The sequence below is a fragment of the Stenotrophomonas sp. PS02289 genome (assembly GCF_029960115.1).
Lineage (GTDB): Bacteria > Pseudomonadota > Gammaproteobacteria > Xanthomonadales > Xanthomonadaceae > Stenotrophomonas.
This window is the reverse complement of the sequence record NZ_JASCOZ010000003.1, coordinates 43,383-65,806: the sequence shown is the minus strand read 5'-3', so window position 1 is coordinate 65,806 and position 22,424 is coordinate 43,383. Positions and strand designations below refer to the sequence as shown.

Genomic DNA, 22,424 nt, shown 5'->3' with positions numbered 1-22,424 from the left:
GCGGCCGCGCGGGGCGCGCCGGGGGGCCGCCCAACCCCCGCGGCCCCCCCCCCGGCTCTACGGGTCAATGCCCCTTCGGGAATTCCAGCTCCGCCATCACCGGGAAGTGGTCCGACGGCAACACGCCGCCGGGCTTGTCGTCCAGTGTCGCGAAGCGGGAGACGTTCAGCCCGCGGACCAGAATCCAGTCCAGCTCGGTGGTTGGCGTACCACTGAAGTTGTGGAAGGTCAGGCGCTGGCCCTCCACCTTGGTTGCCAGCTTGCGGGCATCGCCCAGCGCGGCAGTGAAGGTGGCGTAGGTCTCGCTGCCCGGTTCACTATTGAAATCTCCCGTGACCACCACCGGCACGCCGTCGTGCAGCTGGTGCAGCCGCGCGATGATCGCCTGGGCTCCCTTCACCCGACGCGGTTCGTCGTCGTCGCGGTAGGGCAGGTGTGTGTTGAGCAGATAGAAGCGCTTGCCGTCGCCCGTCCGCTCAAACAGCGCCCAGGTCACCATCCGCGGATACAGATTGCCCCAGGTGATGCTGCCCGGCACCTCCGGCGTATCGGACAGCCAGAAGTCGCCCGATTCCACCACCTTCAGCCGCGTGCTGTCGTAGAACACGCCCATGTGCTCGTCACCCTCACCGCCGCGCCGGCCCTGGCCGAACCAGCGGTACTGGGGCAGCTGGGCGACCAGGTAGTCGCCCTGTTTCTGCACCAGCTCCTGGGTGCCCACCACATCCGGCCGTTGCGCGCGCAGCAGCTCGACCATCGCGCCGCGGCGGTCGTCCCAGCGCCGGCCGGGCTCGGTATCCGCGGGGGTTCGCACATTGAAGGACATCACCCGAAGCGGGTCGGGCTTGGCGGCGGCGTGGGCCGCGGTAACCGGCAGCAGCGACAGCAGCGACAGCGCCAGCAGGGCCCGCAGCGAGGCAGCACGGTGCAGCAAGGACAGCATGAGAGTTCCTCCCTTTCATGTAATCGATTCCACAGAGTGCCACGGACGCGGCGAGTGTGGTGTGCCGGGATGGGCGGCAGCGCCGCCGATCCGGGGCCGGGAGCGACCCGGGTCAGTGGTAGTCCTTCAAAAAGTCCACTCTGATCTTTGCCTTCGGCAGGCTCTCATTGAGATGGGCCAGCACCAGGCTGCAGGAGCGGCAGGCGTCCAGGCTGGTGAAAAAGTGGACCGAGTCGATGTCGTCTGCGTTCAGCTTCCGCAGCCCGTTGGATTTGAGGTCACTGAGGAGGGTGTCGCCGATCAGCCGTTCCGCATCCTTGTGGCGATGGAAGACTATCAGCCGGGTGTCATCTGCATGGCGTAGCACCGGCAGGCTCGTGAGTTCGGGGTTGATAGGCTGGCCGCGCATCTCAGCGCGCGCATCCACGTACTCGATCTTGCCATCAGGGTCCTGGGGACTCTGGGTCATCAGGTTCTTCGTGCTTTTGCCGTCGGACAGTGCGTAGTAAACAATGCATCTGCCGTCGCGCGTAGACACCTCCGCAAAGGCCAAGTTGGCGTGGCCGGTATTTTTGCTCAGCAACTCAAATGCCTCCGGCCGCTGCAGGCTTTCGACAGTGAACGGTTTCCAGCCTTCCTCCCTGCCTTGAATGGGCAGCAGCTTATTGAGTGTATCGACCGTTGACTGCTGTTCCCCCAGCGGCCTTTTCGACAATTTAGACCAGTCTGGAATCGTGCTGCGCATGCCTTCGACGAACCGGCGCTGTAGATCGTCGGCTGACATCACCCGTCGTACATAGGTGTTCAGTACCTCGGGTTCCCCCTGCTTGCTTGCCTCGGTTTCGAATGCCTCCGGTGTTGGGAACTTTCTCAGTTCCTCATCGCTGAAGTTGCGTCTAAGCAGGCCGTACACGTGCTTCTTGATGTTGGCATGGTCTTGTGCGGCAGAGGCACGGCTTCGGCCGATGCGGTACTCCTCCGAATGCTCCAGGTAGATGTCGATGTCGATGGAGGATGTCATGCGCCGGAACTTCAGCGGCACGTCGCTGGATTGCGCTGGGTCCCACGGTGCCTCGTAGAAGACGCCGGTGGTGGGTTCGCGCGCATTCGGGCTGACATCGGCTTCAATGCAGACGCGCTGTCGCGTGCCTTGGCCGACCACGATACCGCGCACACGACGCCGGTCCGCGATGCCGGGCACCAGGCCCTTGATCTCGAACAGCGGCACCTTGTCATTCACAGCAGCAGCGGCGTCGGGCGAGGTATTGGCAGGCATCCCGAACGTGGTGCCGGTAATCCTGCTTGCTTCCAGCTGTTCGGGGTAGGTGACCTTCCAGGGTACGCCCAGCGCCGCCGCCTGCTCGGCGCTCAGCGGAACCAGCCCTTCGACTGGCGCACGGGCCTTGGCACGTTTGCCGGGGCCAGTGGGTAGAGGTTCCCAACGTTTAACCTGGCCTTCATCGACCACCAACTGTGAAAGCGTGCCATCGGCGCCGGGTCCCTCCACGGGGGCCAGCGTAAGTTCGCGGTGGCCCACGGCATGCGCTTCCAGTGCCGACTGCGACGGAGCGTTGGGCAGTTCCAGCAGCCCGTCGGGCGTATATTTCAGACGCACCTCGCCGCGGTCGCAGCTGGTCGGATCGAGACCGAGACCGCGCTTTGTCCGGCAACCCCGTTGTTCCTCGCGCTCAAAGTGGCCGTCTTCGCGCATGCCCTTCGGCCGCGCGCGCAGCACGTCCTCGCCGGGCTCCAGGGTGTAGGGCCTGCCGTCGATCCAGACATCCCACTGCTCCGGTGCCCGCTCGACTGCCTCCACATTGTGGGTGTTCCCCAGATTGAGCAGCACGCCGCCTTCGCTGCGCACCACCGGAATAGTCTCCGGCATTGGCATACCCAGTCTCACGCCCGGCAGCGCAGGTCCGTACGGCTGGCGATTGACGGGGTCGTAGCGGTGCCAGCGGTTACCGTCGGCCACGACCAGCGCGCGCTGACCGTCTTGCAATTCCGCAGCGGCCAGGGAGGTGGGGGGCTGCTCCAGTGCCGACATCGGTGCCTTGCCTTCAACCACGGCCCGCGCCACCACGCTGGAGTGAGCCGCCGAATCGGCTCGCTTCAGCAGTCGGGCCAGCCACGGCGCACGCAGGCGTGCCAGCTCCAGCGCCTTGCCGCCCACCCAGAGTGCGCCCTTGCCCAGGTCGCGCAGCAGGAAAACGCCACTTTGCTGGGCGATGTCGGTGGCCAGCCGGGTCAAGGCGCGGCCTGACTCGGCGGTCAGCGCACGCACGCCCAGGGTGGTGCCTTCGCGGACCAGACGCACGGTGCTGCCGAGGAAGCGTCCCACCGGGACCACCGAGAATCCTGCGTCGATCGCGCAGCCCAGCACGGCCGACGTGGAGTGGTCGCCCTCGATCAGGTCCTCGGCGCATTTGTAGAAGGGGATGACGAACTCCGCCACCTGGTTGAAGACGTGTTTCTCCTTGTCCACCAGTTTTTCCAGACCGGTCCGCTCGGCCAGTATCTGCACCTTGACCTGCTCCAGATGGTGTTGCCACAGGTGCCGTGCGGCGGCCTTCGCCACGCCGACCACGTCGTGGCCTGGCACGGTGCCATCGGCTGCCACCAGGTTGGCATCGTTGACGCGGTGATAGTGCTCGAGCACCTGGGCCCGGGCCAGGTCGCCGTCGACGTAGGCTGCCGATTCCACCCATTCGCCCCGGTCGGGGATCACCCAGGCGAGGCGCGCAATACCGGCACTGGGAAACACCTCGATATGGAACGGTGCAGCGTTGTCGGGGACGCGTGGCGTGCAGCGCAGCAGTACGCCCTGCAGCGCCTCGCGCCCCTCGTAGACCAGCCGCAGCGGTGTACAGCTCGACGCGTCCAACTGCGCGCGCTGTGCGGTGGGCAGCGTCTTCAGCAAGCCGGCAATGATGTCTGCAAGGCCGGACTCGACCTCACGCCGGTATAGATCGAAGGCTGCGTCAAACCGGCTGCGCACGGAAGGACCATTGACCGATACGATGGCATCGGCGATCACCAGATCTTCCAATGAATCGTTGTTCTTGGTCAGGGCGTTTGTGGAGAGCAGCTCTCCGAACGTCGCCTCGCGCGGCGTCTCCCAAACCAGATCCACCGCGGCTGACTGGAATCTGAGCCAGAGGGCTTTCGTCAAACCATGCGCTTCCAGCAGTGTGTCGGGCAACCGGTCCAGCGGTTGCGACCAGTACACCACATCCACGCCGGCTTCGGTGAGCACGCGTGACGCCATCTCCTTCCGGCTCGGCGGCGGTGCCAGCAGCCGGCTGGCGTGCAGCGCATGCTGTTCCTGGTCGTTGACCAGGGCGTCGACGGCGGCCTGCGCCTGCGCGGGCGTCACCGAATCCAGCGGCACGCCGGCAGGCAATGCGCCACGCGCCGCTGCATACCGCACCGCGGCCGGCACCAGGGCGTGTACCCAGGCGTCGTTGAGCACATCAGTCTCTCCGGCCACGGCCGGCGGACGCGCCAGCTGCGTCGGCAGCACCACCACGTCGTCGTAGCGGGCCCGGGCACTCGCACCGGGCTCCATCGACTCCAGCAGGGCCACCCCGTGCAGGAACGCTGCAGACTGGAGCGACCCCCCATACGGAATCCAGTGCGGAACATCGGCGACCAGCAGCGCCGGCTGCTGCAGGTCACTCACCAACAGCCAGAACAGGAGATCCACCGCGTCGGCGCTGGCGTCAGGCTGGGCGCGGATGATCGAGGTGCGGATCTCGATCCGCACCTCATTCACGGTGCGCTCCGTGGTGTCTGTCGACGCCAGCATCCGGCGTTGTGCCTCGATCACATCCGGTCCCAGATACTGGTCCAGCATCTGCTGGGCCAGCAGGGTCTGCGCGCCCAGCGGCGAATACGGCTGCGAGGAAGCTCCGCCGTACCAGCCGGCGGATTCCAGTCGGGGACGGCAGACCTCTTCGAACGGGCGCGTGCGCGCCATCAACGCCCAGCGTTCGGCGGCTCCCAGTGCCGCGACGGTGTCCAACAGCTCGGCACCACCTAGGAGTGGTAGGCCGAAGCTGTCGAGCAGCGCATTCAATGGCGGCAGCGGTGGGTTGGACGGTGGGCGGGGAGAGGTGGCCGCTTCTGCCGGAACGGCCGGCAGCCACCGTTGCAGGTAGGACAGTACGGGATCGTCCGTGTCCGAGGGCGCGGTCAGGTCCTGTGACAGCGGAAACTGCAGCGGAGTGCGCGCGGACGGCACGGCGGTGGCGCTGGGCGCTGTCGGTGTGGCCAGCAGCACCATGGCGAAGGCCAAGGCCTCGTCAGGGCTCAGCGTGCTGTCGCGCGCGCGCAGCGCGATGGCCAGGGTCAACACCGGTGCCTCACCTTCCGCGCCTCCCTGCGCATAGGCCACTGCGCGTTCGACCCAGCCGTCGCCGGCGTCGGGCAGCACCGCGTGCACGGCCTTGCGCAGCAGTGCCAGGGACGTTGAGTCCTGCAGCGGCGAGCCAGTATCCCAGCGTGCCAGTGGGAGTCCGGCATTCCGCACCCGGTCCAGCAGGCTGCCTGTGGTTTCAGCCGCTGCGGTGCTTCGGGACCACGCCTCAAGCAGGGACGGTCCCTGCAGAATCACGTCTGGGGCGGCGTCCAGTCCGGACGCATCGATCTGGGCGCGCAGCGCTTCCTCGATGCGGTCCATCATCCCGGCGTGCGGCGTGGCATCGTCCGGGCGCATATAGGCCGCGGCCAGCGCGTTCCCGTTCGCCTGCTGCAGCCATTGCGCGGGTGGCAGCAGCCACGTCGCGACGTCGTCGCTACCGCGTGTAGTGGAATAGATGTTTCCCACCGCGTTGATGTAGGAGTCGATGGCGGCAATGGCATCGGCAAAGCCGGGATCTGCTTCCTCCATCGGCAGGTCCAGGTTCACATACAGTTCCCGCAGTGGCTCAAGCATGCGTACCGGTCGCACGCGAAGATCATGGACGCCCATGCTGGCAGGCGGTATCAGGCGGGACATCGGGCCGTATCCCATCAGTCGCTGCAGCACGGCGGCAACGCGGTGGATGAGCGTGCCGAGATGATGCTCCCAGCGCATCGGCATGCGGTCCAACGCATCGCGCCAGGCCCGCGTCGTGGGTGTGTTCGTGCGCCAGTCGCCCGCGGTGGCGGTGCCGTACAGCGCGTCATGCAACGTGACCAGCATCGTCGCCAGCTCCTGGTCGATGCCGTACAGCGACGCCAGCTCCGCCTCGTTCAACAGGGCGTGTCCCGGATCGCTCAACACCGCCTGGAGGCGCTGCGCAGAAACCACCGGGAAGGGGCGGCGGTCGTCAGCGCTCCGCACCCGGCGGCGGTGCAAGGCGAGCACGTCATCGTCGGCGGGAGCGGCCAAGGCGGCGGACGGCAGTGCGGTGCCCAGCGCCAGGCGACGGAATCTGACGTTCACGTGTCCGACCAACACCCCAAGCCGTTCATCCAGCCAGCGCGCGGCCGTGGTGCCGATCCGCGCCAGCTGGTGCAACGCGGCGCGGTGGTCTTCGTGCGGCAGGTGATGCCGCCACGCGCCGACCGCATCCAGCAACTGCGTGAGCAGGCGGACAAACGCGTAGGCGCGTGTGTCCTGGCCGCCACGGCTGATGTCGTCGCGACGCCACTGGGGCACCTCCTGCAGGTTTCCGATTTCCTGGAACAGATCCCGCGCCTCAGGTGAGTCGAAAAACACATCCAGGTCGTCCAGTCCGGGTGAACCGTCGTACAGGTGCACCCCGGCGCGCTCGAACAGCCGGACGATGGCCGTGCGCAGTCCGGATGCCGTGTGGGCCGTGTGCGGGTCCAGCGTCTCCCACCAGTCGGCGGCCGACAGCGTGTCCACCATCGGTCGGAGCACGATCAACGGGCCATGCCCGACCATCGGTACCCCAAGCTGTGCGCCGACACCTGACTGTGATGACGCCGGCTCGGGTGGGAAGTAGCCCTCATCGGTCAGCGCCCCGGCACGCGCGCGCGGACGCAGCGGATCAAGGGCGTGGCCCGGGAATGCGGCACTGACGTCGCCGTCTTGAACTGCGGGAGAGGGAGCATCCAGCGGGGCGGGCTGCCGTCGCAGGAACCGTTCCCGTTGCTGCTTATGCAGCACGTCCAGGCCTGCGACCATTCGCGCTTGGGTGTAGCAGGTATTCAGCTGGGCCAGCGCCGTGTTGGTTGTTTCGGAGGGTCTGCCATCCGGCGTGCCATCGAACTGGAGAGGAGCGTCCGTCCGCTGCATCCAGCCACTCTGGTCGACATACCCCTCGGTGAGGGTTTCCACGGCCGAAGGCCGGGTTTGTGGGACGCCGGTGACGAGACGCTGGAACACTTCCGTGGCGCGGGCGGTGGACGCAACACCGTTGCGCACATGGTCCAGCTGGAAGGGCAGGTAAAGCAGGCTGGTCAACGCGTGGGAAAAGCTGTCATAGCGGCCCAGGGGTACGACGCATCCGGGCGGCAGGGGCGTTGCGCGTGTCGCCACGTCCATCACCTGCCGTGCGAGCGGTGGCAGGTCCGCGGTAACGCCTGCGGGTGTAGGTCCGGCAGCGCGGGTGAGGCGGGTGTGCACTTCGGCGGTGAGCGTGTTCCGTTCTGTTTCGTTGGCAAGCTCGAACAACGTGGGCAGACCCCAGCGGGGATCCAGCAAGCCGGCGTCCTTCTGCTCGAGCTTCTTTATCACCTGCATCGCACGGTCCACTGCGTGGGTGTGTGCTGACGGAACCATGACCTGCAACTGTTCGCGCACCCATGCATGCCGTTGTGTCATGTTGCGTCCGCTACCGAGCGTCTCGTCCTGCATCGCACGCGCCAACGGGCGTGCATCGGCGGCGGGATCCTCGGCGCGGTGGTGCGTCAGTCGCTCCGTCCAGTCCACCAGCGAGCACCACGAGGGGCGGTAAAGTGCGTCGCGCAACTGCTGCAGCCCGGGATCGCGCAGCGCGGTGTCTGCGCTGAGGCGATGGCGCACGGATGCGCAGTGCACGTCCCATTGCACGCCGGGCAGCAGCACCGCGTGCAGTAGCACGTCGCGCCACGCGCGCTGCTCAGTGTCTGACAGCCCGTCCGGCAGCGCGCAGCTTTCGGCGAGACCATCGGCCAGCAGCCGCGTCAGTGGCAGGCCGGCCAACCCGGCGGCACGCAGGGCCGACAGCAATGAGGCGTCGATCGGGCCTGCATTGAGTGCAGCGGCCAGCGCCTGTAGTTCGACATGCGGCACGCCGGCAGGTGCGGGCAGCGCACGTGGGGACGTGGAGCAGGGTGCGTGCGGCAACGCTGTGACGGCGGACGTGGTGTTGACCAAGCCGTGTAGGGCAGAGAGCGGAGGCCGCTCGGTGAGGGGGAGGGACGAGGTTGCAGCAGCCGAGGTCGGGGCGGGCGACGCAGCGATGGGGAAGGGCATGACGGAAGCGGAAGCGCAAAGGGCGCGCAGCATCCAACAGCCCGATCTCATAAAAGTGACTCGACAGAGAATCGCCTTGTGCGTACGTGCAGTGCAGGCCGCTACGTCTGTCGCATTTCGCACGCCAACGCGAATGGTGCACTTCCAGCGCGTATGGCAAGGGGTACGGCCAGCGGCGCTCAGAGACGATTCTGGTGGCGCTGCTGGCCGCGACCCCGTGACGCCGGACGCTACCCGGCGGTAGTGCTGCGCGGCTTACGCGCGGTCGCTGCGGTTTCTACGGCCAACTGAAACGGTGACCTCGACCGTGGTCGGCTCTTCGTCCACATCAATGTAGGCGTGAACCAGCTTCTTCAGCGCATTGGAGGGGTGGATCTTCGAGCGCCGGGCGGCTTCGCGGAACTTGCAGCGCTCTTCATGCGGAACGCGTACGCGCATCACGACATCCTTGCTCATGGTGTGTGACTCCAGGTGGGTGTTTCGAACGAGCCTGCGAACTGCAATTGCATCGTGAATCTCCTTCCGGTTATTCCCCTTGCCGGGATGGCAAGGGGTCGGGAGGTTCGAAACCGTACACCTAGAGTAAAAAACGGCGGGCGTATTTCCCCATCGAGGGTGTTGTATTAGCCACCCTCCCGACTCGGGTCACACACTTTAGATGTAAGGGTTTCGACGCCCCGTCCGGACAGCGTGTGCGATGTCGCACCACAATGGAAATAGCCTTTGTCCGCCTACGGTTGGGCGCGTGGTGTGCTGCAACACGAATCATGTCGCAATCACCTCATGACACCGAAGTCATCGGTAAATCCGGTGTGAAATGCGACGTTTCAACGCGATGCAAATTCGCGTGATGCAAGTGGCGCTGCCGCGACGCAATCGTCCCAAGCTCCGCGGAGTCGATGGCGAAGTGCCCGGGCGCACCGTTGCACGCGATGGTCTCGTCGTCCAAACGCTGATGCAATGGATGGCGACGTCGTCCGGTACCCGGCTGCAACCGATGGCGGTGGACTGCTCCGGTAGGGTCGCTCGACAGACGACCGCCGATGAAAATGATCGCTGCTGTAGGGCGTGACCCTGAAACGCAGACGCGCTTCTGCGCCACAAATCATGCGTCACCCTGCGGATCACCGCTATCGGCCGTCGTCTGTCGACCGACGCTACCACCTCGGCTGCCCTACGATCTGATCGTACGGGCCCGCATTGGATGCGCCCGGTAGGGTCGCTCGACAGACGACCGCCGATGGCACTGATCGCTGCTGTAGGGCATGACCCTGAAACGCAGACGCGCTTCTCCGCCACAGATCATGCGTCACCCTGCGGATCACCGCTATCGGCCGTCGTCTGTCGACCGACGCTACCACCGTGGCTGGCGCGTCGTGATGGTTGGGCCCTAGAATCGGTCTCAGGACAAAGGATTGCATAACCATGCCCATCGCCAGAGAAGGCCGCTTTCTCCTCACGCACGATCTGAATCGTGGCAGCACCAGCCTCGGTCTCGAGTCTTCCATGCTGTGCGACTGCATCGAAGAAGTGCAGCGGGAAGGCTATGCGGGCGTATTCGGCAATCCCGAGTTTGGTTTCAACGAGACCACTCTGGATGCGTTGACCCAGCTGCCCCAACTCCGCCACGTGTGGTTCTGGGACATCCACCTCAAGAACATTGACGGCCTGTACGCGCTGCAGCAGTTGGAGACCTTCGGTGTCCACCAGCGACGACCACCGGTCGCTTTCGAGCGGTTGCCTTCACTGAGGCAGATCGTGTGGGAGTACCGCCCGCGCGATACCGGTTTGGAAACCTTGCCGCTGGATATGCTGCACTTGTGGCGCTATGCACCCAAGCACGCGAGCTTCGCCGGCCTGATGCTTCCAGACACACTGGAAGAACTCGACATCAACTGGTGCAATCCCGCCAGTCTGGAGGGCCTGCCGCGGCTACCGAACGTCCGTCGTCTAGGCATCCATCAGTGCCGCCACATGAGCAGCCTGGCCGCAATTCCAGATCTGTTCCCTGCGTTGGAGCACCTGGTGGTGGACGCGTGCGGGCGGATGCCGGTGGAGGAGGAGGGGGAACGGCTGGTCGAGCAAATGCCGGGGCTGAAGCATGCGTTTGTGCAGAAGCGGGTGGTTACGAAGGGGTGAGGCCAGCCTTCGTCCTACCAGCACACCGTCCGCATGGCCAGTCAGCCCTGGCGATGATAGGCACAAACAAAAAACCCGGAATTCCTCGCGGAACTCCGGGCTTCTTGTCGGTTCTTTCGAACCTGTCGTTGGTGGAGGTGGGCTCTACTGGATGGGCTGTCCGATGCCTTATGCCGCAAGGCGCGGCGGGTCGCCTGCATCACCGATACCCCCAGCGGTACCCCCGGTTTCGAGCGCCTGATCGCGGGCCCGAACCTGCAACTGAATCCATTCCTCAACCTCCGATTCCAGCCACCGAACTGAGCACCCGATGTGCAGCTGTTTGGGAAAGGATCCGTCCGAAATGCGCGAATAGACGGTCGACTTGGGCAGTCCGGTGCGGTCGACGACCTGGCTCATTCTGAGCAGCCGGCTGGGGGTCGGAGGGGCGTCATTGGTGGTCATGGTTGTCTCCTTCGCCGCGGTGGGCGGCAGTGTGGGAATTGGGTTCAGTGCAGGGCCTCGGCCCATTTGCAGACCTGTCGGGCCTGCGCCTTCGCGTGGTGGCTGTCGTCATGGCCGGCGCAGTACCGGTCCATCCGGTGGATGACCTCGGCCTTTGCCATATCCAGCGCCTCGTTTCGGTCGACTGCTGTCCTCTCCCACTTCAGCCGCAGGGAGCACCTATAGCCATAGTCGGACAGGTTTACTGTGGTCGCGAAGATCCAGCCGGTACCGGGAACTTCGGCCAGCTCGATGCTGGCCAGCCGCAGGTAGCCCCGGCCGGGCATCTGATGGTCTTCATCCGCCGGCCAGCGGCGCTCGGCCAGCGCATCGAACATGTCCAGCTGGTTGGCGGTCACTGGGTGTCTCCGTGGCACAATCGCGCCGTACCCCATATGGAGATGGTCCGATGATCGCAGCTGAAGTAATGGTTCCCTGCATGTCCAGCGTGCCTACGTGCCGTCTTGATTGGGCGGCCGTTTCCGCAGTAGGTGGGTGGATCGCCGCCCTGATCACGCTGATTGCGGTAGTTGTCGCGCTCTCGAGCTCCAGAGCACAGAGCGCGGCTGCGGATAAGGCAGTCCGTGCCGAGCGTTCGAAGGCTGAGTACATTCAACAGCGAGAATGGGACGCAAGGACCAAGGCGGATCAGCGCACAGCAATGCAGCTTGCTCAAGCCTTCGCAAAGGAGCTCGCTTATGGGCGTCGGGAGCTTGTTGCCACCCTTATTGACTGGGACCCCGACCTTTTTACCAATACGTCCCACGTGATTCTGGAGTCCTTTGTAGCCAAGCAACCATTTCACGATCTGGTGTTCCTGCGCAGCTGTACAGACAGATTGCAAGGGTTCGAAGACGAGGACGCTTTTGCGCTGCTTTCTGTGCTCACGACGTGGCAGTTCTTTAATCGTGACCCTGGCCTTTCGATCTCGGAGATCCAAGCAAAACAGGAAGCTTCGCGCAGAGACATGGCTAAGGCGCGTGTAACGTTCGGCCTTCAGCTTCTCGACAGTATCGAGCAGACGATAAACAGAATGGCCCGGTATTACGAAGGGCATCCGAGCATCATCGCGACGAGTGATGAGACTCTGACGGATAACGCAAGGACGCGGCTTGCTGACCTCCGCAAGCGAATGGCTGGGAAGGCTTAGGTCAGCCACCATCCACCTTCTGCGGAATCAGATTCTGCTGGTGCATGTGCTCAATCACGGTACGGCCGCTCGGCAGCAGGATGTGCGACAGGAACGCTGCCTCGAAGGTGAGCATGCCGATCTCGATGGCGGTGACCTGGCCCTTCACCCAGTCCCGCAGGATTGAGTAGACGGCCACACCGCCGATTTTCAGGGTCTGGGCCTCATGGTCGGCGCGGGTGGCGCGCACGCGGTGGTAGTTCTTCGGCCGATTAGGGAGCGGGTTCGTCATGCGACCCCCGTATTGACGCCGAGGGCGCTCGGACCGACCATGCGGCCACTATTCTGGAGACCGACATGAAGCCCGAAATCAGAAAGGATTCCCTGAGCAGCTCCTACTACGGCCAGGACATTTACGTTGAGGCGTGGCAGCCGGATGGCGGCAAGGCCTACGTCCACCTTGTGGAGGCCGGCAACCTTCCCGACTTCAACAACCCGGACTGCGGCGAACACGACACCCTGGTTGCGGCTCTGGATGCAGGCCTGCGATTTGCGGTATCCGCGCTGAGCAACTGACGTCTGGCTCATGCTGCCTCCCGCATCAGGGTCATGACCAGCGCCTTCGCGGTCCGGTTCGGTACCGCGTTGCCGATCTGCTTCGTGATCTGGGTGGCGTTGCCGGCGAAGTCGTAGACCTCGCCCTCGTCGTCGAAGGACGTTGCCCGGGCCAGCTCGCGCCAGTGCAGCATCCGGTAGTTGATGTCGATCTCCACCTGGTCAGCCAGCTCGGCAGCCGGGGAGGCGAGGTCGAAGCGGTTGGCGGTGGTGATGGTGGGCAAAGGTTCGGCGACGGCGTGCACGCGCGGTGCCTGTCCGTCCCGCTCGCCGTAGTTCGGCACTAGGCATGGCTCGGCCAGAGCCAGCGACTCGCTGCAGGTGATCGTCGGCATGGGCTCGTTGGCGGGGCCCATATCGCCCGTGCGGCCGTGCCCAACGTTGCCGCGCATCACGATGGCTTCCGCGATGGCTACCTCATTGGAACCGGTCAGGGCCGGAATTGGCGTGTCGACATCCAGCACGCGGCTGCCAGGATCGCGGCCGTCGCTGTCACCGTGCCCGGCACGCATCAGCACAGGCTCAGCCAGGCCGAACCGCGCCTTCGTAGTGACCGATGGCACCGGCTCGGTGACGGACGATGCGGTCAGGCCGGATCCGCCGCCGTAGTAGGGAGCCACCAGCGGCGTGGCCACCGCCTGATCGCCGCCCTTGGCCGTGGTAATGGTCCGGATCGGCTTTGCCGCCGAGCGCGGCACGCCGGCGCTGCTGGTGTTGGAGGTCGGAACGATGATCGGCTCGACCAGCTGTGGCCGTGCGCAGCCCGGGCGCTCGCTGCCAGCACCACCGGTGGTGATCGTCGGCAGAGGCTGCTCGACGTCCCGCGCGGCACCGCCGCTGCCGGTCGCCAGCACCAGCCCGACATGGCCGCCGCCGGCCGTCAGAGTAGGCAGCGGCTGATTGATCGACGCCGCGCTCGCATGCAGGTGCTGCTCGCTGGTGCCGCTCAGGGTGACCAGCATCGGCTGCACCGCGATCAGGCCCAGCTCGATGGCCTCGGCCCGGGAGAACACCAGACGCGGCTCCGTGCTGTCCAGCAGCGCCTGCACCGCTTCCTGGTAGGGCTTCGGCCAGCTGTACTTCACCGCGCCGGCCTTGATCCGCTTCAGCGTGTTCGGGCGCAGCGGCTTCTTCCGGCGGAAGATGCTCTTGCCGGTCATGGACCAGTCGATGACCTCACGGGCACCGCGCCAGCGCTCCCGGGTGCCCAGCAGGTCGGTGCTGCCGGCGCGGTCGTGGGTGGCCTCGGGCCAGGTCAGCGGCTTGCCATCGCTGCGGCCGATCAGGAAGAAGCGGCGGCGAGTGGTCGGGTCGCCATAGTCGGCGCAGTTGAGCACCTTCCAGTCGACCTTGAAGCCGATGGCCTCCAGCGCCTGCACCCAGGCACGGAAGTACTCACCGCGGCGGGACTTGATTGGCCGGCCGGTGTGCAGGCTGCACGGACCCCAGTCCATGAACTCCGGCACGTTCTCGACCAGGATGCGCTTCACGCGCAGTTCCGAGCACCAGCGCACCACGTGCCATGGGTCCATGCGCTGCTGATCGTGCACCGGCCGGCCGCCGCGCGCACGGCTATGGAACACGCACGAAGGGGCGGCGATCAGCAGATCCAGCCAGCCTTCCGGCACCAGGGACAGGGGCAGGACGGATTCCAGGTCGGCGCAGTGGATGCGGTCGGCGTCCTCCGGGTGATTCCGGCGGTTCGTCTCGATGGCGACCGGCCAGTGGTTCACCGCGACCAGACGCGCGGGGCGACCCAGCTCGCGCATGGCACGCTTCGCATCGTTGGACAGCCCGCCAGCACCACAGAACAGGTCGCCGATGATGGCGGACCGGACGCGCGACCTCGACGTGATGCGGATCTCGGGGGGGCGGGAACCGTCAGCCATTCCGCTGCTCCCCGCGCGCTGCTTCCAGCATTTCGCGCAGGTCCAGCTGCACGGTCAGGTCGGAGTGGTTCTCCTGGGCGAGGCGGACGGCCTCTTCCAAGGCATGGACACGGTCATTCAGGCTGACGCTCATGGCAGAATCGGCTCCAACAGGGAGGGGTTATGGCTATCGAGATTTGTCCGCTTGCCGCGGACTTCGGAAACTGGGCGGACTGGGCAGGGGTAGCGACGTCTGCGTTCGCATTGATCGTCGGCACAGTTGTGGGTGTAGCCACCGCAGCGGGCACAATTGGGGTTGCGCTGCTCGCTCACAAAACAAGTGAGCGAGCTACACAGATTTCTCATGATGCAAAGGCCATTGCCGAGAAGCAGCACAGTGATTCTGTTGCCGCCAAGCTTGGCGCTGGACGGATACTCGGCAGTCTGCTGGCGATTGAGATTCGAGTTCTGCCGATGAAGATTGCTGATGCCTTGCATAGATACGAAGCAGCCGTGGATTTCAACGGTCTCGTCGTGGCAGATATTTCCAAATTTGAGCAAGTCGTGAGCGAACTCGCTCGGGGCTTTATGCCAGCTGCGCAAGGTCTTCAAGAGCAGCTTCATAACCTTCCCGTCCAGCTGGGAGGAGATGTTGCGACCTTGATTGGAATGACCCGCGAACTTGGGAGTACCAGCGTTCTTGTCAGCAGCAGAATTCTCAGAAAACAAGACGAGTATGGAGATATCGTGTTCGCTGGCTACATGACATCGAAGCTCGATCTGATCTCTCTCAAAGAGCAGATCCAAGCCATGCTTGCGTTTAGTGTTCGCACAGCTACGGACTTCAATGCTTTCGCAGGCGGAGAAGCGAGTGACTACGGACCTGAACGCGCATTTCTTGAGTAGATTCTCCGTCGTGCCAGTCACGCCGCCACCCCCGTCGCCAGCAAGTCGATCTCGTCCACCAGGTCGCGCAGGTGGCGGCGTGCGCGGCGGAGCTGCGCGGCAGTGACGGTCATCTCGGTGTCGGCGATGAGGGGCAGCGCGTGCGAGTGCGGGGCTTTCTCATGGTCCCGACGTGGCAGACGGAAGGCGATTGCATGGGTGTCTTCCATCAGGACGCAGCTCAACGTGGTCCCATTCGCCTACTCCGGTAGGCTTCGTGATCCTGATCTCTCTCGCTGACGAGCGCCTGAATCCAGGCATCGACCTCCGCTTCTAGCCACCTAACCGAGGCCCCTACGGCGATTTGTCTAGGAAAAGTCCCCGACGCGATCTTGGAGTACAGCGTCGACTTGGGCAGCCCAGTGCGATCGACGACCTGCTTGATACGGAGAAGCCGTGGAGGTGGTGGTGACGTCGTAGGCAATTTGTCTTCCTGTCTAGCAGAGTGCATAACGGTGTTCTTTTCATGTTGGTAGGTGGTCATGCGGCCACCCACATCGGTAAGCTGGAACGGCTGGATTTGTTGGACATTTGCGCGCTCTTTTTAGCCATTAGGAAGGGTGGGTGTGGGGTTGGATCTGATCACGAGCGCCCTTGGGGAAGCTGCGGTGCCTGTTGCGGCGCGGTGATGGCGGCGGCGAGCTTGCCGGTCTCGTCCATCAGTCGAATGGCGTCGAGCTCGACCTTGACTGCGCCGATGTAGGTCGTGGCCACGATGGAGCTGGTCTTCGCGCGTTCGATCACGTGCTTCATCTGCTCGGTGTCGAGCGTGTCGTCATCAAGCCGCTCCAGCATCGCCACCAGGTGATCGCGAACGTGACTGACCTTGTTTTTCATGTTGCTGCTCCTGCGTGCGTCTATTGATTCGTCGCGTGATTCGCGATTTCAGGTGGATGAGCTCTTTCACTTCCGCTGGATAGCGGTTGTGAAACGTGTTGCGGCGCATGTTCTCCGCCAGCGTCAGGACTTCCAGACGCTCCGCTGTGATCTCGGCTGATACGAAGGTCTTCATGCCGGGCTTGAACACCACGATGCTTCCGTGCGGAACCGGCCCGTGCGTCTGCTCCCAAACGATCACGTGGACCGGTCGCCAGCGCTTGACCGGGAAGATCGTCGGGTCGTCGGTGATCTTTCGGATCAACACCTTTCCCCGGGAATCGAGCTTTTCGGTTCCGATGGGCACGTAGTTGGGTGCATCAGAGGCGGGCCGGCCCTTCTTGAACTGCGTCTGTGCCATGCGACCGGTTGACCAGCCAGGGCGTCGGACACCCTTGTTGACAGGCACGTCTCCCGGCTTGAAGCGCGCCGCGATAGAGGCGGGTTCGTCACTACCGTTCCAGAGCCTGGCCATCGGCTGCGTTTCGAAGTCATCGGCCTTCTTTAACGCGAGCTTTGCCGCACGTCGATAGACGGATGCTCTTTCGCGCCCTAGCACGTAGGCGATCAGGAAGGCCGGGAAGCGAGGCCAGTTCAAGCGCAGCGTCTCGTCTTCGTCAGGTGTCCACGTCCTGCGGCTCATGCGAGTAGACCCAACTGTACCGAGGTCGAGCCGGATGCGATGGCCGCAGCGGACAGGAACGCGAAGCGAGAGCGCTCCATTGTGTTGAGCGGGAGAGCGTCAGCCACGTGACACGTCTCCCACCGCCGGACGCACCAGCCAGGCCATCGGCCCGTCTTCGGTATCCAGCACGGCGGCCACCAGCCAGCCTTGGTAGTCGCCCGTGGCGGGGTTCCACGCGCCCAGCTCGGCGTAGTAGGCATCGCCGCCGTCGATCAGCGCTTCCTCGGAGAAGGCGTCGTCGTAGTTCTCGCCCCACACCACAGCGGCCTCGTAGCCCTGGGCCGCGATGAGCGGTTGCAGATCCGTCGATTCGTCGGCCTCTGGAACGTCCGGATGAAGGAACATGCCGTGGTAACGGTTTGCAACGAAACTCTGGTCATAAAGCGGAAGGCCGGTTTTCTGGCTGATGGTCATGCCTGGATCCTCTTGAACTCGATTACCCACACCCACGGGTTGCTTACCCAGGTGCCCCCCGTGCTGGTCCACAGGTCCTGGAAGGCGAACCCGGCAGACCGGTGCCTGCCGGCAAGGGCGTAGCCGTTCATCCGTTCGTGATCGATGCCTTCGGCCACGGCGTCGGCCTCGCTGATGGCGTGCAGGCGCTCGACGCGCACGGCGGTGATTTCCACCAGCAGCCGACACGCCCAGCGCGGCATGTGGATGCTGGGTCGCCAGCCACGAGGGAGTTCACCGTCGGCATCCACCCACTCCGGTGCCGCAGCCCCATCGGCTGCGTACACGCAGTGCGCGGTGTCCTGATACCGAGCGATGTTTCTGGCCCAGTAGCCGTCCTCATCCATTTCCTGCTCGGAGACCAACGGGCCTTGCCAGGTCTCCCGCACCCATAGGCGTTCGCCGGGCCGTCCGAACGGGCAGGGCCAGGAGTGGAAGCGCTCGTCAGCCGGACCGAGCGTCCACCACTGCCCGCTGTCATCCTCGGCGGTCCAATGCGAGGGGTCGTTGGGGTCTGCACCCATGCCACCGTTGAAATCAAAGCCGGGCGGCAGCTTCACGACACGCCGGGTCTGTGTCTTGCGACCGTCCAGGATGGCGCGCACCATCGGCCCGTTGAACAGGATGGGGTGCTCAGACATGGGGAATCTCCTGCCTTGCCGACAGCGGCGAGGACTCCTGGTCCAGTCCTGCAGGCGCAACCACCAGCGGGATGTTGAAGCAGCTGGGGCGGTGTTCTTCGATCAGCGTCTTCTCACGCGGCGTAATGGCACGCTCGCCGCCGTCCCAGTACATGACCACGGCACCTGGCGTGCCGCCGGCAGCCACGAGTTCTTCGCTTGGCGACAGATCGACGGCTTGGCCGGGCGTGAGTACGAGGTCTTGAGGCGTGCGCTTTGCCACGTGGGGCGAATCGCGGCGCACGGTCTTGCGGTGGACGATGCGATATTTCATGGCGTTCCTCGTTCAGAAGGTCGCTTTGCAGAAGTCGGGGCTGCGGAAGATCGCGGCGGCGTCGTTGATTTGCCGCCGGCTCTGGTCGGGTCGAAGCGGGGTGTTCTCCATCACCTGGATCTCGCCGCCTTCCGAACGGAAGCGTGCGACGGCAGCTGCCAGCTCCTGGCGCTCGGCCTCCTTGTGCCGGATCGACGTGGCGTGGGTGCTGATGGAGCGACTGGGCGGCAAATCCGGCTCGTCCATCGAACGCGTGCGCGGGATGACCGCGTCCGGTGCCAGCATCAAGCGGCGCGTGCGATCGCTGAGCAGCCACAGGCGTGCGCCGGCCTTGGTGGTTTCGCACAGCTGGCCCGTGGCACACATGGCGTGCAGGGTGTAGTCCAGCTGCGCGTGCGTGCAGTCGAACCGCCCCAGGGTCAGTAGTTCCTCTGTGGAAGCGCCTTCCGGTCGGTCCAGGAGGAGCGTGCGAAGCGTCGCGGTGCGAGCAAAGGATCGGGTCTTGCCAGCCATGTTTCTTCTCAAGTTCAGGATTTGGGAGAGGGGGCGTTGCGAACGGACACGCCGTTGCGATCCAGCCAGCGCCGGATGGATTGAAGGCAGGTGCCGGAGAGCGGATAGCTCTTGCCACCCACGATCAGGCGGCGCGTCGCGACGGTTGCGCGCAGGCTGGGGGCGACGGATACCTCGGCCGGGGTGGCGCTGTAGGGACCTGCGTACAGGCCCGCCCACACCCAGTTGGTGCAGATCATCAGAACGAGCGTCGTACCCTGATGGCCAGTTGCAAACTCCCGGCTGAGGGAAGCGCGGGGCGCGCTCATGCCAGGCCTGCCTTTTCGACGCCCTGCGCGACCAGCTCGTCGGCTGCGACCACGCCTCGCGCGGTAAGCGTGGCCGTTCCTGGGCAATCAGGGTCGTCAAAGTCCAGCAGGGCTCGCTCGTACAGCCAGTTCACTACCCGGCGACTGAAGATCCGCGCAGGGTTCTTGGTTGAGCAGAACCCCCCGCGCGTGCGTCGCAGTGCGTTGTTCTTGTCGCCGCGCGCCACGATCAGGGCGGCGCGTTCCATTGGTTTGAGTGCAGCGGCCATCGTCCTCTCCTGGTCAGGCCGCTTGCGGCGCGGCAACGGCGGCCAGGCGGGCGAGCACGTCGGCGCGAGCGCGAGCGAGGTGGGAGATGGAGATGAGCAGTTCCGCCTTGGTCGGGTCTGTCCAGCGCAGTTCGGCGATGGCCAGCGACGGGCTGGGCACGGTGGCCAGTTGGCACTGGTGGCACTCAATGTGAATCAGCGGTGGGCAGGGCGCGCCCAGCTGGTGGCCGGAGGGCGCGCCGGTGGTGGTCACGATTTGCGGCCGGTGGCCGGGCTTGCACAACGGAACGTCGGCAGGGCAGGGGCGTGCGACTTGCATGGCAGTCACCTCTGAGCGGTTGCTTGATGGGAGGCCGTAACGCCGGGCGCGGCAGTGGACTGCGCGTTCCAGATTTCAAGAACGCGCAGGGGCACGACGACGGCAGCCACGATGGCCAAGCCGATCCAGGTGGCGCGAAGGCGCGGACTCATGCGATCGGCCTCGCGTGGACGCGGGAAGAAAGAGCGAAGGCTTGGCGGGCGTAGTCACGTGCCAGCGACTCATGGCAGAAGGCCGCACCGTGCATGCCCTTGGCGCGGCAATCCGTTGCGCCGGAAAGGTTGATTTCGCAAAGCTCGGCCAAGCGCTGCACGCGATCGAGCTCGGCGGGGGTAAGGCTGGTGCGCTTCATGAGCGCACCTCGGAGACCATGTCCCGGGATTCGGCTTCCACCCGGCGGCTGGCGACTGCCATACGACGGGAACGGCGCAGCTGGTTGCGGCTGTGTTCGCCAGCGCTGCGAACCCACAGTTCGTTGGCACGGGCATGGTCACGGGCGGCCTGCGCCAGCAGGCAGCACGCTGCCCTGATGGGCAGAGGGGCGATTGCGGTCGATTCCGCGACACTGCTATCGAACATGGCGCTCTCCGAGTGAGAAGAGGACGCCGGCGGGCCATGTTGCCTGGGGAGTGGCAGCGGCAGACCGGGCAGGGGAGGACCCGTCATGCCGGGCGGCCCGCCGGTCGCCCGCCAGCACTGCTGGCAGAGCGAACATTAAGCGCGCTTTACGATCGGTGTCAAGCGCGCTTAGCGAATTGGTTGGGTGGCGCTCGGGTGGCCATTGGTATCATTGGCCTGCGGCAGGAGGCCGCCTCAGTTTGGGGAGAGGGTATGAAGGTATGGGTAGCGGGTCTGATCGCGCTGGGTGTGGCAGGCGCGGGGGTAGGTCTATGGCGGACTCTTGAGGCTGGGAGTGACGTGATGGTCGAGCAGCCGAGCGAATGGCGACCGTCGAAGCAGGTCACGTTAGCCACGCCGGATGGGGGCACCAGAACCGTTCACTTGCAACCGGACGAGAAGGCGTCGCGCGATGCTTCCATGGCGCGCATTGTCGCGTTCGATCTACTATGGAATGATGCTGTGCGATTAGCGTCTAGTACCCCACGCATCCAGTTGGCTGGCCCAATCCGAGAAATGCAGAGTTTGGTAAGGGAGAGCGCTAGCGTCGAGTTGTCGCCGTGCTTCGATGCGGGTCGGCCGTACTGGACCGGCGGTCTGGATGCAGAGGTCCGTGCAGCTATTGCCTTCATGGCTTCCCAGAGGCAGGCCAAAGATGAGGCTGAGCAGGACTCCAGCGTCAATCTGAGCAACTGGGCGAAGGTGGTGGACGCCTGTCGATAACAGGCGTCCCGCTCGGTCACATGGCGGGGGGCGCGTCAGGCGCGCCCAAGCCCTGCTGGGCACAGTCCTCTAAGCACCTCATGCGCTCAAGCAATTCGTGCAGTTCGTCATCTGGAAGTGACGACATGAAAAGCGAATTATTGCGGTCCAGGACGCGTTGAATCTCATTGGTCCACCCGTACCACCCAGCAATGCGAGTGATCTCGCGCGAAGCAACAGCACGCCAGTCAGACTGCAGTGGAACCGGCGCGCTGTAGGTCTCGAAGTGTTGGAATCTACGCCAGGCTTCCGTCTGGCTTTCAGAGTAGCGAGGTGGGTTTTCGCGGATAGGTGTTGCTTCGCTGAGTAACTGCCGCAACCGCGACACCTTTTCCCGTGACGACATCCTGTGTACCCCCTGTTGCCGCTCTTAGGCTGCGGCAGCTTGGACGAAGCGCAGCACCTTCGCCCGTGGCAGTTCCTCTTGAAGCAGGTCGTACGCTAGAAGCGTCACTTGAGCCCGCTTGTCGGGTGGTAGTTCCAGTCCTCGTCCGTCGAGGGCTTCGGCCACCAGCTGGAACGCAACTATCCAGCTATCCAATGTCACAGGTTGAGACGGCGGTGAGTGTTCAGCTGGAGAGGTCGTGCTGCGCTGTCCTAGCAGCAGCTCGCGCGCATCCATCTGCACAGCGTCGGCAATCTTGAAAAGCTGTACAGCCTTGACGTGTTCCGGAACGACGTTGTCGTTGAGCCAGTTACTTATGGTGGCTGTGGTGGTATCCGAGGCGCGCGCAAGGTCGGCCGGCTTGTTGATCCGGGCGGTCTGCATAGCGCGCTGGAGGCGCTGTCCGAGGCTAGTGCTGGGCATAAGCCAGCTTAACAATTGAGTTGATAAGGGGGCTTGACTCAGAGTTAAGACCTCTTAATACTGTGGCCGAATATGACCCAGCCACTGACCAAGCATGAAGTGAGAACCGCCCTCGGCTTAGACACCGATGCGGATTTGGCGGAGCTGTTCGGCATTTCCCGAGCTGCCGTCGCCCAATGGGAAAGGGACAAGCCGATTCCGGAGTTGCGGTGGCTGCAACTGCAAAGGCTTAGACCTGACGTTGGGGAAGGTCCGGAGAAATGACTGAGCATCAAATGATCCTGCTAGATCCCGCGCTGGGCAACAGCGACGTGGGGCTACTAGTCGAT

Annotated in this window: 27 protein-coding genes; 6 read left to right on the top strand and 21 right to left on the bottom strand. The window is 64.5% G+C overall.

Annotated features, from left to right (window positions below; translation table 11 throughout):
• Positions 1–64: 64 nt before the first annotated feature.
• The 3 genes from QMX83_RS00990 to QMX83_RS00980 form a co-directional block, all read right to left on the bottom strand.
• Positions 65–943, bottom strand: coding sequence for an endonuclease/exonuclease/phosphatase family protein (locus QMX83_RS00990; protein ID WP_282294859.1), 879 nt, complete (start codon positions 941–943; stop codon positions 65–67).
• 112 nt (positions 944–1,055) lie between these two features.
• Positions 1,056–8,168, bottom strand: a complete 7,113-nt coding sequence (locus tag QMX83_RS00985) for a deaminase domain-containing protein (protein ID WP_282294858.1) — start codon at positions 8,166–8,168, stop codon at positions 1,056–1,058.
• A gap of 438 nt (positions 8,169–8,606) precedes the next feature.
• Positions 8,607–8,807 (bottom strand): hypothetical protein, encoded by a 201-nt coding sequence (locus QMX83_RS00980; RefSeq protein WP_282294857.1) that lies wholly within the window; start codon positions 8,805–8,807, stop codon positions 8,607–8,609.
• Between the two features lie 969 nt (positions 8,808–9,776).
• Here QMX83_RS00980 and QMX83_RS00975 point away from each other — a divergent pair.
• Positions 9,777–10,490: a hypothetical protein gene (locus QMX83_RS00975; RefSeq protein ID WP_282294856.1), complete on the top strand. Its 714-nt coding sequence runs from the start codon at positions 9,777–9,779 to the stop codon at positions 10,488–10,490.
• Positions 10,491–10,658: 168 nt separating this feature from the next.
• Here QMX83_RS00975 and QMX83_RS00970 read toward each other — a convergent pair whose 3' ends face one another.
• Together QMX83_RS00970 and QMX83_RS00965 are read right to left on the bottom strand one after the other, a co-directional pair.
• A complete protein-coding gene (locus QMX83_RS00970; protein WP_282294855.1) occupies positions 10,659–10,934 on the bottom strand; it encodes an AlpA family transcriptional regulator in 276 nt (91 codons plus the stop codon).
• Positions 10,935–10,978: 44 nt separating this feature from the next.
• Entirely contained in the window at positions 10,979–11,332 is a 354-nt protein-coding gene (locus QMX83_RS00965) for a hypothetical protein (protein ID WP_282294854.1), read from the bottom strand.
• A gap of 50 nt (positions 11,333–11,382) precedes the next feature.
• Here QMX83_RS00965 and QMX83_RS00960 point away from each other — a divergent pair, with 50 nt between their 5' ends.
• Positions 11,383–12,123, top strand: coding sequence for a hypothetical protein (locus QMX83_RS00960; RefSeq protein ID WP_282294853.1), 741 nt, complete (start codon positions 11,383–11,385; stop codon positions 12,121–12,123).
• Between the two features lies 1 nt (position 12,124).
• On the opposite strand, the gene QMX83_RS00955 is transcribed toward QMX83_RS00960, so the two are convergent.
• Positions 12,125–12,394, bottom strand: coding sequence for a hypothetical protein (locus tag QMX83_RS00955; RefSeq protein WP_282294852.1), 270 nt, complete (start codon positions 12,392–12,394; stop codon positions 12,125–12,127).
• Positions 12,395–12,459: 65 nt separating this feature from the next.
• On the opposite strand from QMX83_RS00955, the gene QMX83_RS00950 reads away from it, so the two are divergent.
• Entirely contained in the window at positions 12,460–12,678 is a 219-nt protein-coding gene (locus QMX83_RS00950) for a hypothetical protein (protein WP_282294851.1), read from the top strand.
• An 8-nt stretch (positions 12,679–12,686) separates the two neighbouring features.
• On the opposite strand, the gene QMX83_RS00945 is transcribed toward QMX83_RS00950, so the two are convergent.
• Both QMX83_RS00945 and QMX83_RS00940 read right to left on the bottom strand, forming a co-directional pair.
• Positions 12,687–14,606, bottom strand: a complete 1,920-nt coding sequence (locus tag QMX83_RS00945; protein ID WP_282294850.1) for a DNA cytosine methyltransferase — start codon at positions 14,604–14,606, stop codon at positions 12,687–12,689.
• On the bottom strand, positions 14,599–14,739 hold the full coding sequence (locus QMX83_RS00940; protein WP_282294849.1) for a hypothetical protein: 141 nt from the start codon (positions 14,737–14,739) through the stop codon (positions 14,599–14,601). The genes QMX83_RS00945 and QMX83_RS00940 overlap by 8 nt, the downstream gene beginning before the upstream one ends.
• Positions 14,740–14,768: 29 nt before the next feature.
• Here QMX83_RS00940 and QMX83_RS00935 point away from each other — a divergent pair, with 29 nt between their 5' ends.
• Positions 14,769–15,491 carry a hypothetical protein gene (locus tag QMX83_RS00935; protein WP_282294848.1) on the top strand — a complete coding sequence of 241 codons (723 nt, stop codon included), beginning with the start codon at positions 14,769–14,771 and terminating at the stop codon, positions 15,489–15,491.
• A 17-nt stretch (positions 15,492–15,508) separates the two neighbouring features.
• Here the strand turns inward: QMX83_RS00935 and QMX83_RS00930 are convergent, their stop codons facing one another.
• The 12 genes from QMX83_RS00930 to QMX83_RS00875 form a co-directional block, all read right to left on the bottom strand.
• The gene (locus tag QMX83_RS00930; RefSeq protein ID WP_282294847.1) at positions 15,509–15,700 is read right to left on the bottom strand and encodes a hypothetical protein; all 192 of its coding nucleotides are present in this window, start codon (positions 15,698–15,700) and stop codon (positions 15,509–15,511) included.
• 412 nt (positions 15,701–16,112) lie between these two features.
• Complete coding sequence (locus tag QMX83_RS00925) at positions 16,113–16,367, bottom strand: hypothetical protein (RefSeq protein WP_282294846.1); 255 nt, start codon at positions 16,365–16,367, stop codon at positions 16,113–16,115.
• Positions 16,309–17,049: an HNH endonuclease gene (locus QMX83_RS00920; protein WP_282294845.1), complete on the bottom strand. Its 741-nt coding sequence runs from the start codon at positions 17,047–17,049 to the stop codon at positions 16,309–16,311. Before QMX83_RS00920 ends, QMX83_RS00925 begins: the two co-directional genes overlap by 59 nt.
• A 99-nt stretch (positions 17,050–17,148) precedes the next feature.
• Complete coding sequence (locus QMX83_RS00915) at positions 17,149–17,505, bottom strand: hypothetical protein (RefSeq protein ID WP_282294844.1); 357 nt, start codon at positions 17,503–17,505, stop codon at positions 17,149–17,151.
• Positions 17,502–18,185: a hypothetical protein gene (locus QMX83_RS00910; RefSeq protein ID WP_282294843.1), complete on the bottom strand. Its 684-nt coding sequence runs from the start codon at positions 18,183–18,185 to the stop codon at positions 17,502–17,504. The genes QMX83_RS00915 and QMX83_RS00910 overlap by 4 nt, the downstream gene beginning before the upstream one ends.
• Positions 18,178–18,498, bottom strand: a complete 321-nt coding sequence (locus QMX83_RS00905; protein ID WP_282294842.1) for a hypothetical protein — start codon at positions 18,496–18,498, stop codon at positions 18,178–18,180. Before QMX83_RS00905 ends, QMX83_RS00910 begins: the two co-directional genes overlap by 8 nt.
• Before the next feature lie 12 nt (positions 18,499–18,510).
• Entirely contained in the window at positions 18,511–19,011 is a 501-nt protein-coding gene (locus QMX83_RS00900; protein WP_282294841.1) for a hypothetical protein, read from the bottom strand.
• Positions 19,012–19,025: 14 nt separating this feature from the next.
• The gene (locus tag QMX83_RS00895; protein WP_282294840.1) at positions 19,026–19,319 is read right to left on the bottom strand and encodes a hypothetical protein; all 294 of its coding nucleotides are present in this window, start codon (positions 19,317–19,319) and stop codon (positions 19,026–19,028) included.
• Positions 19,316–19,588 carry a hypothetical protein gene (locus QMX83_RS00890; protein ID WP_282294839.1) on the bottom strand — a complete coding sequence of 91 codons (273 nt, stop codon included), beginning with the start codon at positions 19,586–19,588 and terminating at the stop codon, positions 19,316–19,318. The genes QMX83_RS00895 and QMX83_RS00890 overlap by 4 nt, the downstream gene beginning before the upstream one ends.
• 13 nt (positions 19,589–19,601) lie before the next feature.
• Positions 19,602–19,907 (bottom strand): hypothetical protein, encoded by a 306-nt coding sequence (locus QMX83_RS00885; RefSeq protein ID WP_282294838.1) that lies wholly within the window; start codon positions 19,905–19,907, stop codon positions 19,602–19,604.
• 148 nt (positions 19,908–20,055) lie between these two features.
• Entirely contained in the window at positions 20,056–20,259 is a 204-nt protein-coding gene (locus tag QMX83_RS00880) for a hypothetical protein (protein ID WP_282294837.1), read from the bottom strand.
• Positions 20,256–20,486 (bottom strand): hypothetical protein, encoded by a 231-nt coding sequence (locus QMX83_RS00875; protein ID WP_282294836.1) that lies wholly within the window; start codon positions 20,484–20,486, stop codon positions 20,256–20,258. The genes QMX83_RS00880 and QMX83_RS00875 overlap by 4 nt, the downstream gene beginning before the upstream one ends.
• Before the next feature lie 342 nt (positions 20,487–20,828).
• Between QMX83_RS00875 and QMX83_RS00870 the strand changes: the two genes are divergently transcribed.
• Positions 20,829–21,248 (top strand): hypothetical protein, encoded by a 420-nt coding sequence (locus QMX83_RS00870; RefSeq protein WP_282294835.1) that lies wholly within the window; start codon positions 20,829–20,831, stop codon positions 21,246–21,248.
• Between the two features lie 409 nt (positions 21,249–21,657).
• Here the strand turns inward: QMX83_RS00870 and QMX83_RS00865 are convergent, their stop codons facing one another.
• Positions 21,658–22,095, bottom strand: a complete 438-nt coding sequence (locus QMX83_RS00865; RefSeq protein WP_282294834.1) for a helix-turn-helix transcriptional regulator — start codon at positions 22,093–22,095, stop codon at positions 21,658–21,660.
• 72 nt (positions 22,096–22,167) lie between these two features.
• On the opposite strand from QMX83_RS00865, the gene QMX83_RS00860 reads away from it, so the two are divergent.
• Positions 22,168–22,359: a helix-turn-helix transcriptional regulator gene (locus QMX83_RS00860; protein WP_282294833.1), complete on the top strand. Its 192-nt coding sequence runs from the start codon at positions 22,168–22,170 to the stop codon at positions 22,357–22,359.
• Positions 22,360–22,424 lie beyond the last annotated feature (65 nt).

What these genes read in the sequence shown, in the direction of transcription:
- QMX83_RS00990 (WP_282294859.1), bottom strand. Translation starts at nt 943, where the DNA reads ATGCTGTCCTTGCTGCACCGTGCTGCCTCGCTGCGGGCCCTGCTGGCG.
- QMX83_RS00980 (WP_282294857.1), bottom strand. Translation starts at nt 8,807, where the DNA reads ATGAGCAAGGATGTCGTGATGCGCGTACGCGTTCCGCATGAAGAGCGC.
- QMX83_RS00975 (WP_282294856.1), top strand. Translation starts at nt 9,777, where the DNA reads ATGCCCATCGCCAGAGAAGGCCGCTTTCTCCTCACGCACGATCTGAAT.
- QMX83_RS00970 (WP_282294855.1), bottom strand. Translation starts at nt 10,934, where the DNA reads ATGACCACCAATGACGCCCCTCCGACCCCCAGCCGGCTGCTCAGAATG.
- QMX83_RS00960 (WP_282294853.1), top strand. Translation starts at nt 11,383, where the DNA reads ATGATCGCAGCTGAAGTAATGGTTCCCTGCATGTCCAGCGTGCCTACG.
- QMX83_RS00955 (WP_282294852.1), bottom strand. Translation starts at nt 12,394, where the DNA reads ATGACGAACCCGCTCCCTAATCGGCCGAAGAACTACCACCGCGTGCGC.
- QMX83_RS00950 (WP_282294851.1), top strand. Translation starts at nt 12,460, where the DNA reads ATGAAGCCCGAAATCAGAAAGGATTCCCTGAGCAGCTCCTACTACGGC.
- QMX83_RS00945 (WP_282294850.1), bottom strand. Translation starts at nt 14,606, where the DNA reads ATGGCTGACGGTTCCCGCCCCCCCGAGATCCGCATCACGTCGAGGTCG.
- QMX83_RS00940 (WP_282294849.1), bottom strand. Translation starts at nt 14,739, where the DNA reads ATGAGCGTCAGCCTGAATGACCGTGTCCATGCCTTGGAAGAGGCCGTC.
- QMX83_RS00935 (WP_282294848.1), top strand. Translation starts at nt 14,769, where the DNA reads ATGGCTATCGAGATTTGTCCGCTTGCCGCGGACTTCGGAAACTGGGCG.
- QMX83_RS00930 (WP_282294847.1), bottom strand. Translation starts at nt 15,700, where the DNA reads ATGGAAGACACCCATGCAATCGCCTTCCGTCTGCCACGTCGGGACCAT.
- QMX83_RS00925 (WP_282294846.1), bottom strand. Translation starts at nt 16,367, where the DNA reads ATGAAAAACAAGGTCAGTCACGTTCGCGATCACCTGGTGGCGATGCTG.
- QMX83_RS00920 (WP_282294845.1), bottom strand. Translation starts at nt 17,049, where the DNA reads ATGAGCCGCAGGACGTGGACACCTGACGAAGACGAGACGCTGCGCTTG.
- QMX83_RS00915 (WP_282294844.1), bottom strand. Translation starts at nt 17,505, where the DNA reads ATGACCATCAGCCAGAAAACCGGCCTTCCGCTTTATGACCAGAGTTTC.
- QMX83_RS00910 (WP_282294843.1), bottom strand. Translation starts at nt 18,185, where the DNA reads ATGTCTGAGCACCCCATCCTGTTCAACGGGCCGATGGTGCGCGCCATC.
- QMX83_RS00905 (WP_282294842.1), bottom strand. Translation starts at nt 18,498, where the DNA reads ATGAAATATCGCATCGTCCACCGCAAGACCGTGCGCCGCGATTCGCCC.
- QMX83_RS00900 (WP_282294841.1), bottom strand. Translation starts at nt 19,011, where the DNA reads ATGGCTGGCAAGACCCGATCCTTTGCTCGCACCGCGACGCTTCGCACG.
- QMX83_RS00895 (WP_282294840.1), bottom strand. Translation starts at nt 19,319, where the DNA reads ATGAGCGCGCCCCGCGCTTCCCTCAGCCGGGAGTTTGCAACTGGCCAT.
- QMX83_RS00890 (WP_282294839.1), bottom strand. Translation starts at nt 19,588, where the DNA reads ATGGCCGCTGCACTCAAACCAATGGAACGCGCCGCCCTGATCGTGGCG.
- QMX83_RS00885 (WP_282294838.1), bottom strand. Translation starts at nt 19,907, where the DNA reads ATGCAAGTCGCACGCCCCTGCCCTGCCGACGTTCCGTTGTGCAAGCCC.
- QMX83_RS00880 (WP_282294837.1), bottom strand. Translation starts at nt 20,259, where the DNA reads ATGAAGCGCACCAGCCTTACCCCCGCCGAGCTCGATCGCGTGCAGCGC.
- QMX83_RS00875 (WP_282294836.1), bottom strand. Translation starts at nt 20,486, where the DNA reads ATGTTCGATAGCAGTGTCGCGGAATCGACCGCAATCGCCCCTCTGCCC.
- QMX83_RS00870 (WP_282294835.1), top strand. Translation starts at nt 20,829, where the DNA reads ATGGTCGAGCAGCCGAGCGAATGGCGACCGTCGAAGCAGGTCACGTTA.
- QMX83_RS00865 (WP_282294834.1), bottom strand. Translation starts at nt 22,095, where the DNA reads ATGCCCAGCACTAGCCTCGGACAGCGCCTCCAGCGCGCTATGCAGACC.
- QMX83_RS00860 (WP_282294833.1), top strand. Translation starts at nt 22,168, where the DNA reads ATGACCCAGCCACTGACCAAGCATGAAGTGAGAACCGCCCTCGGCTTA.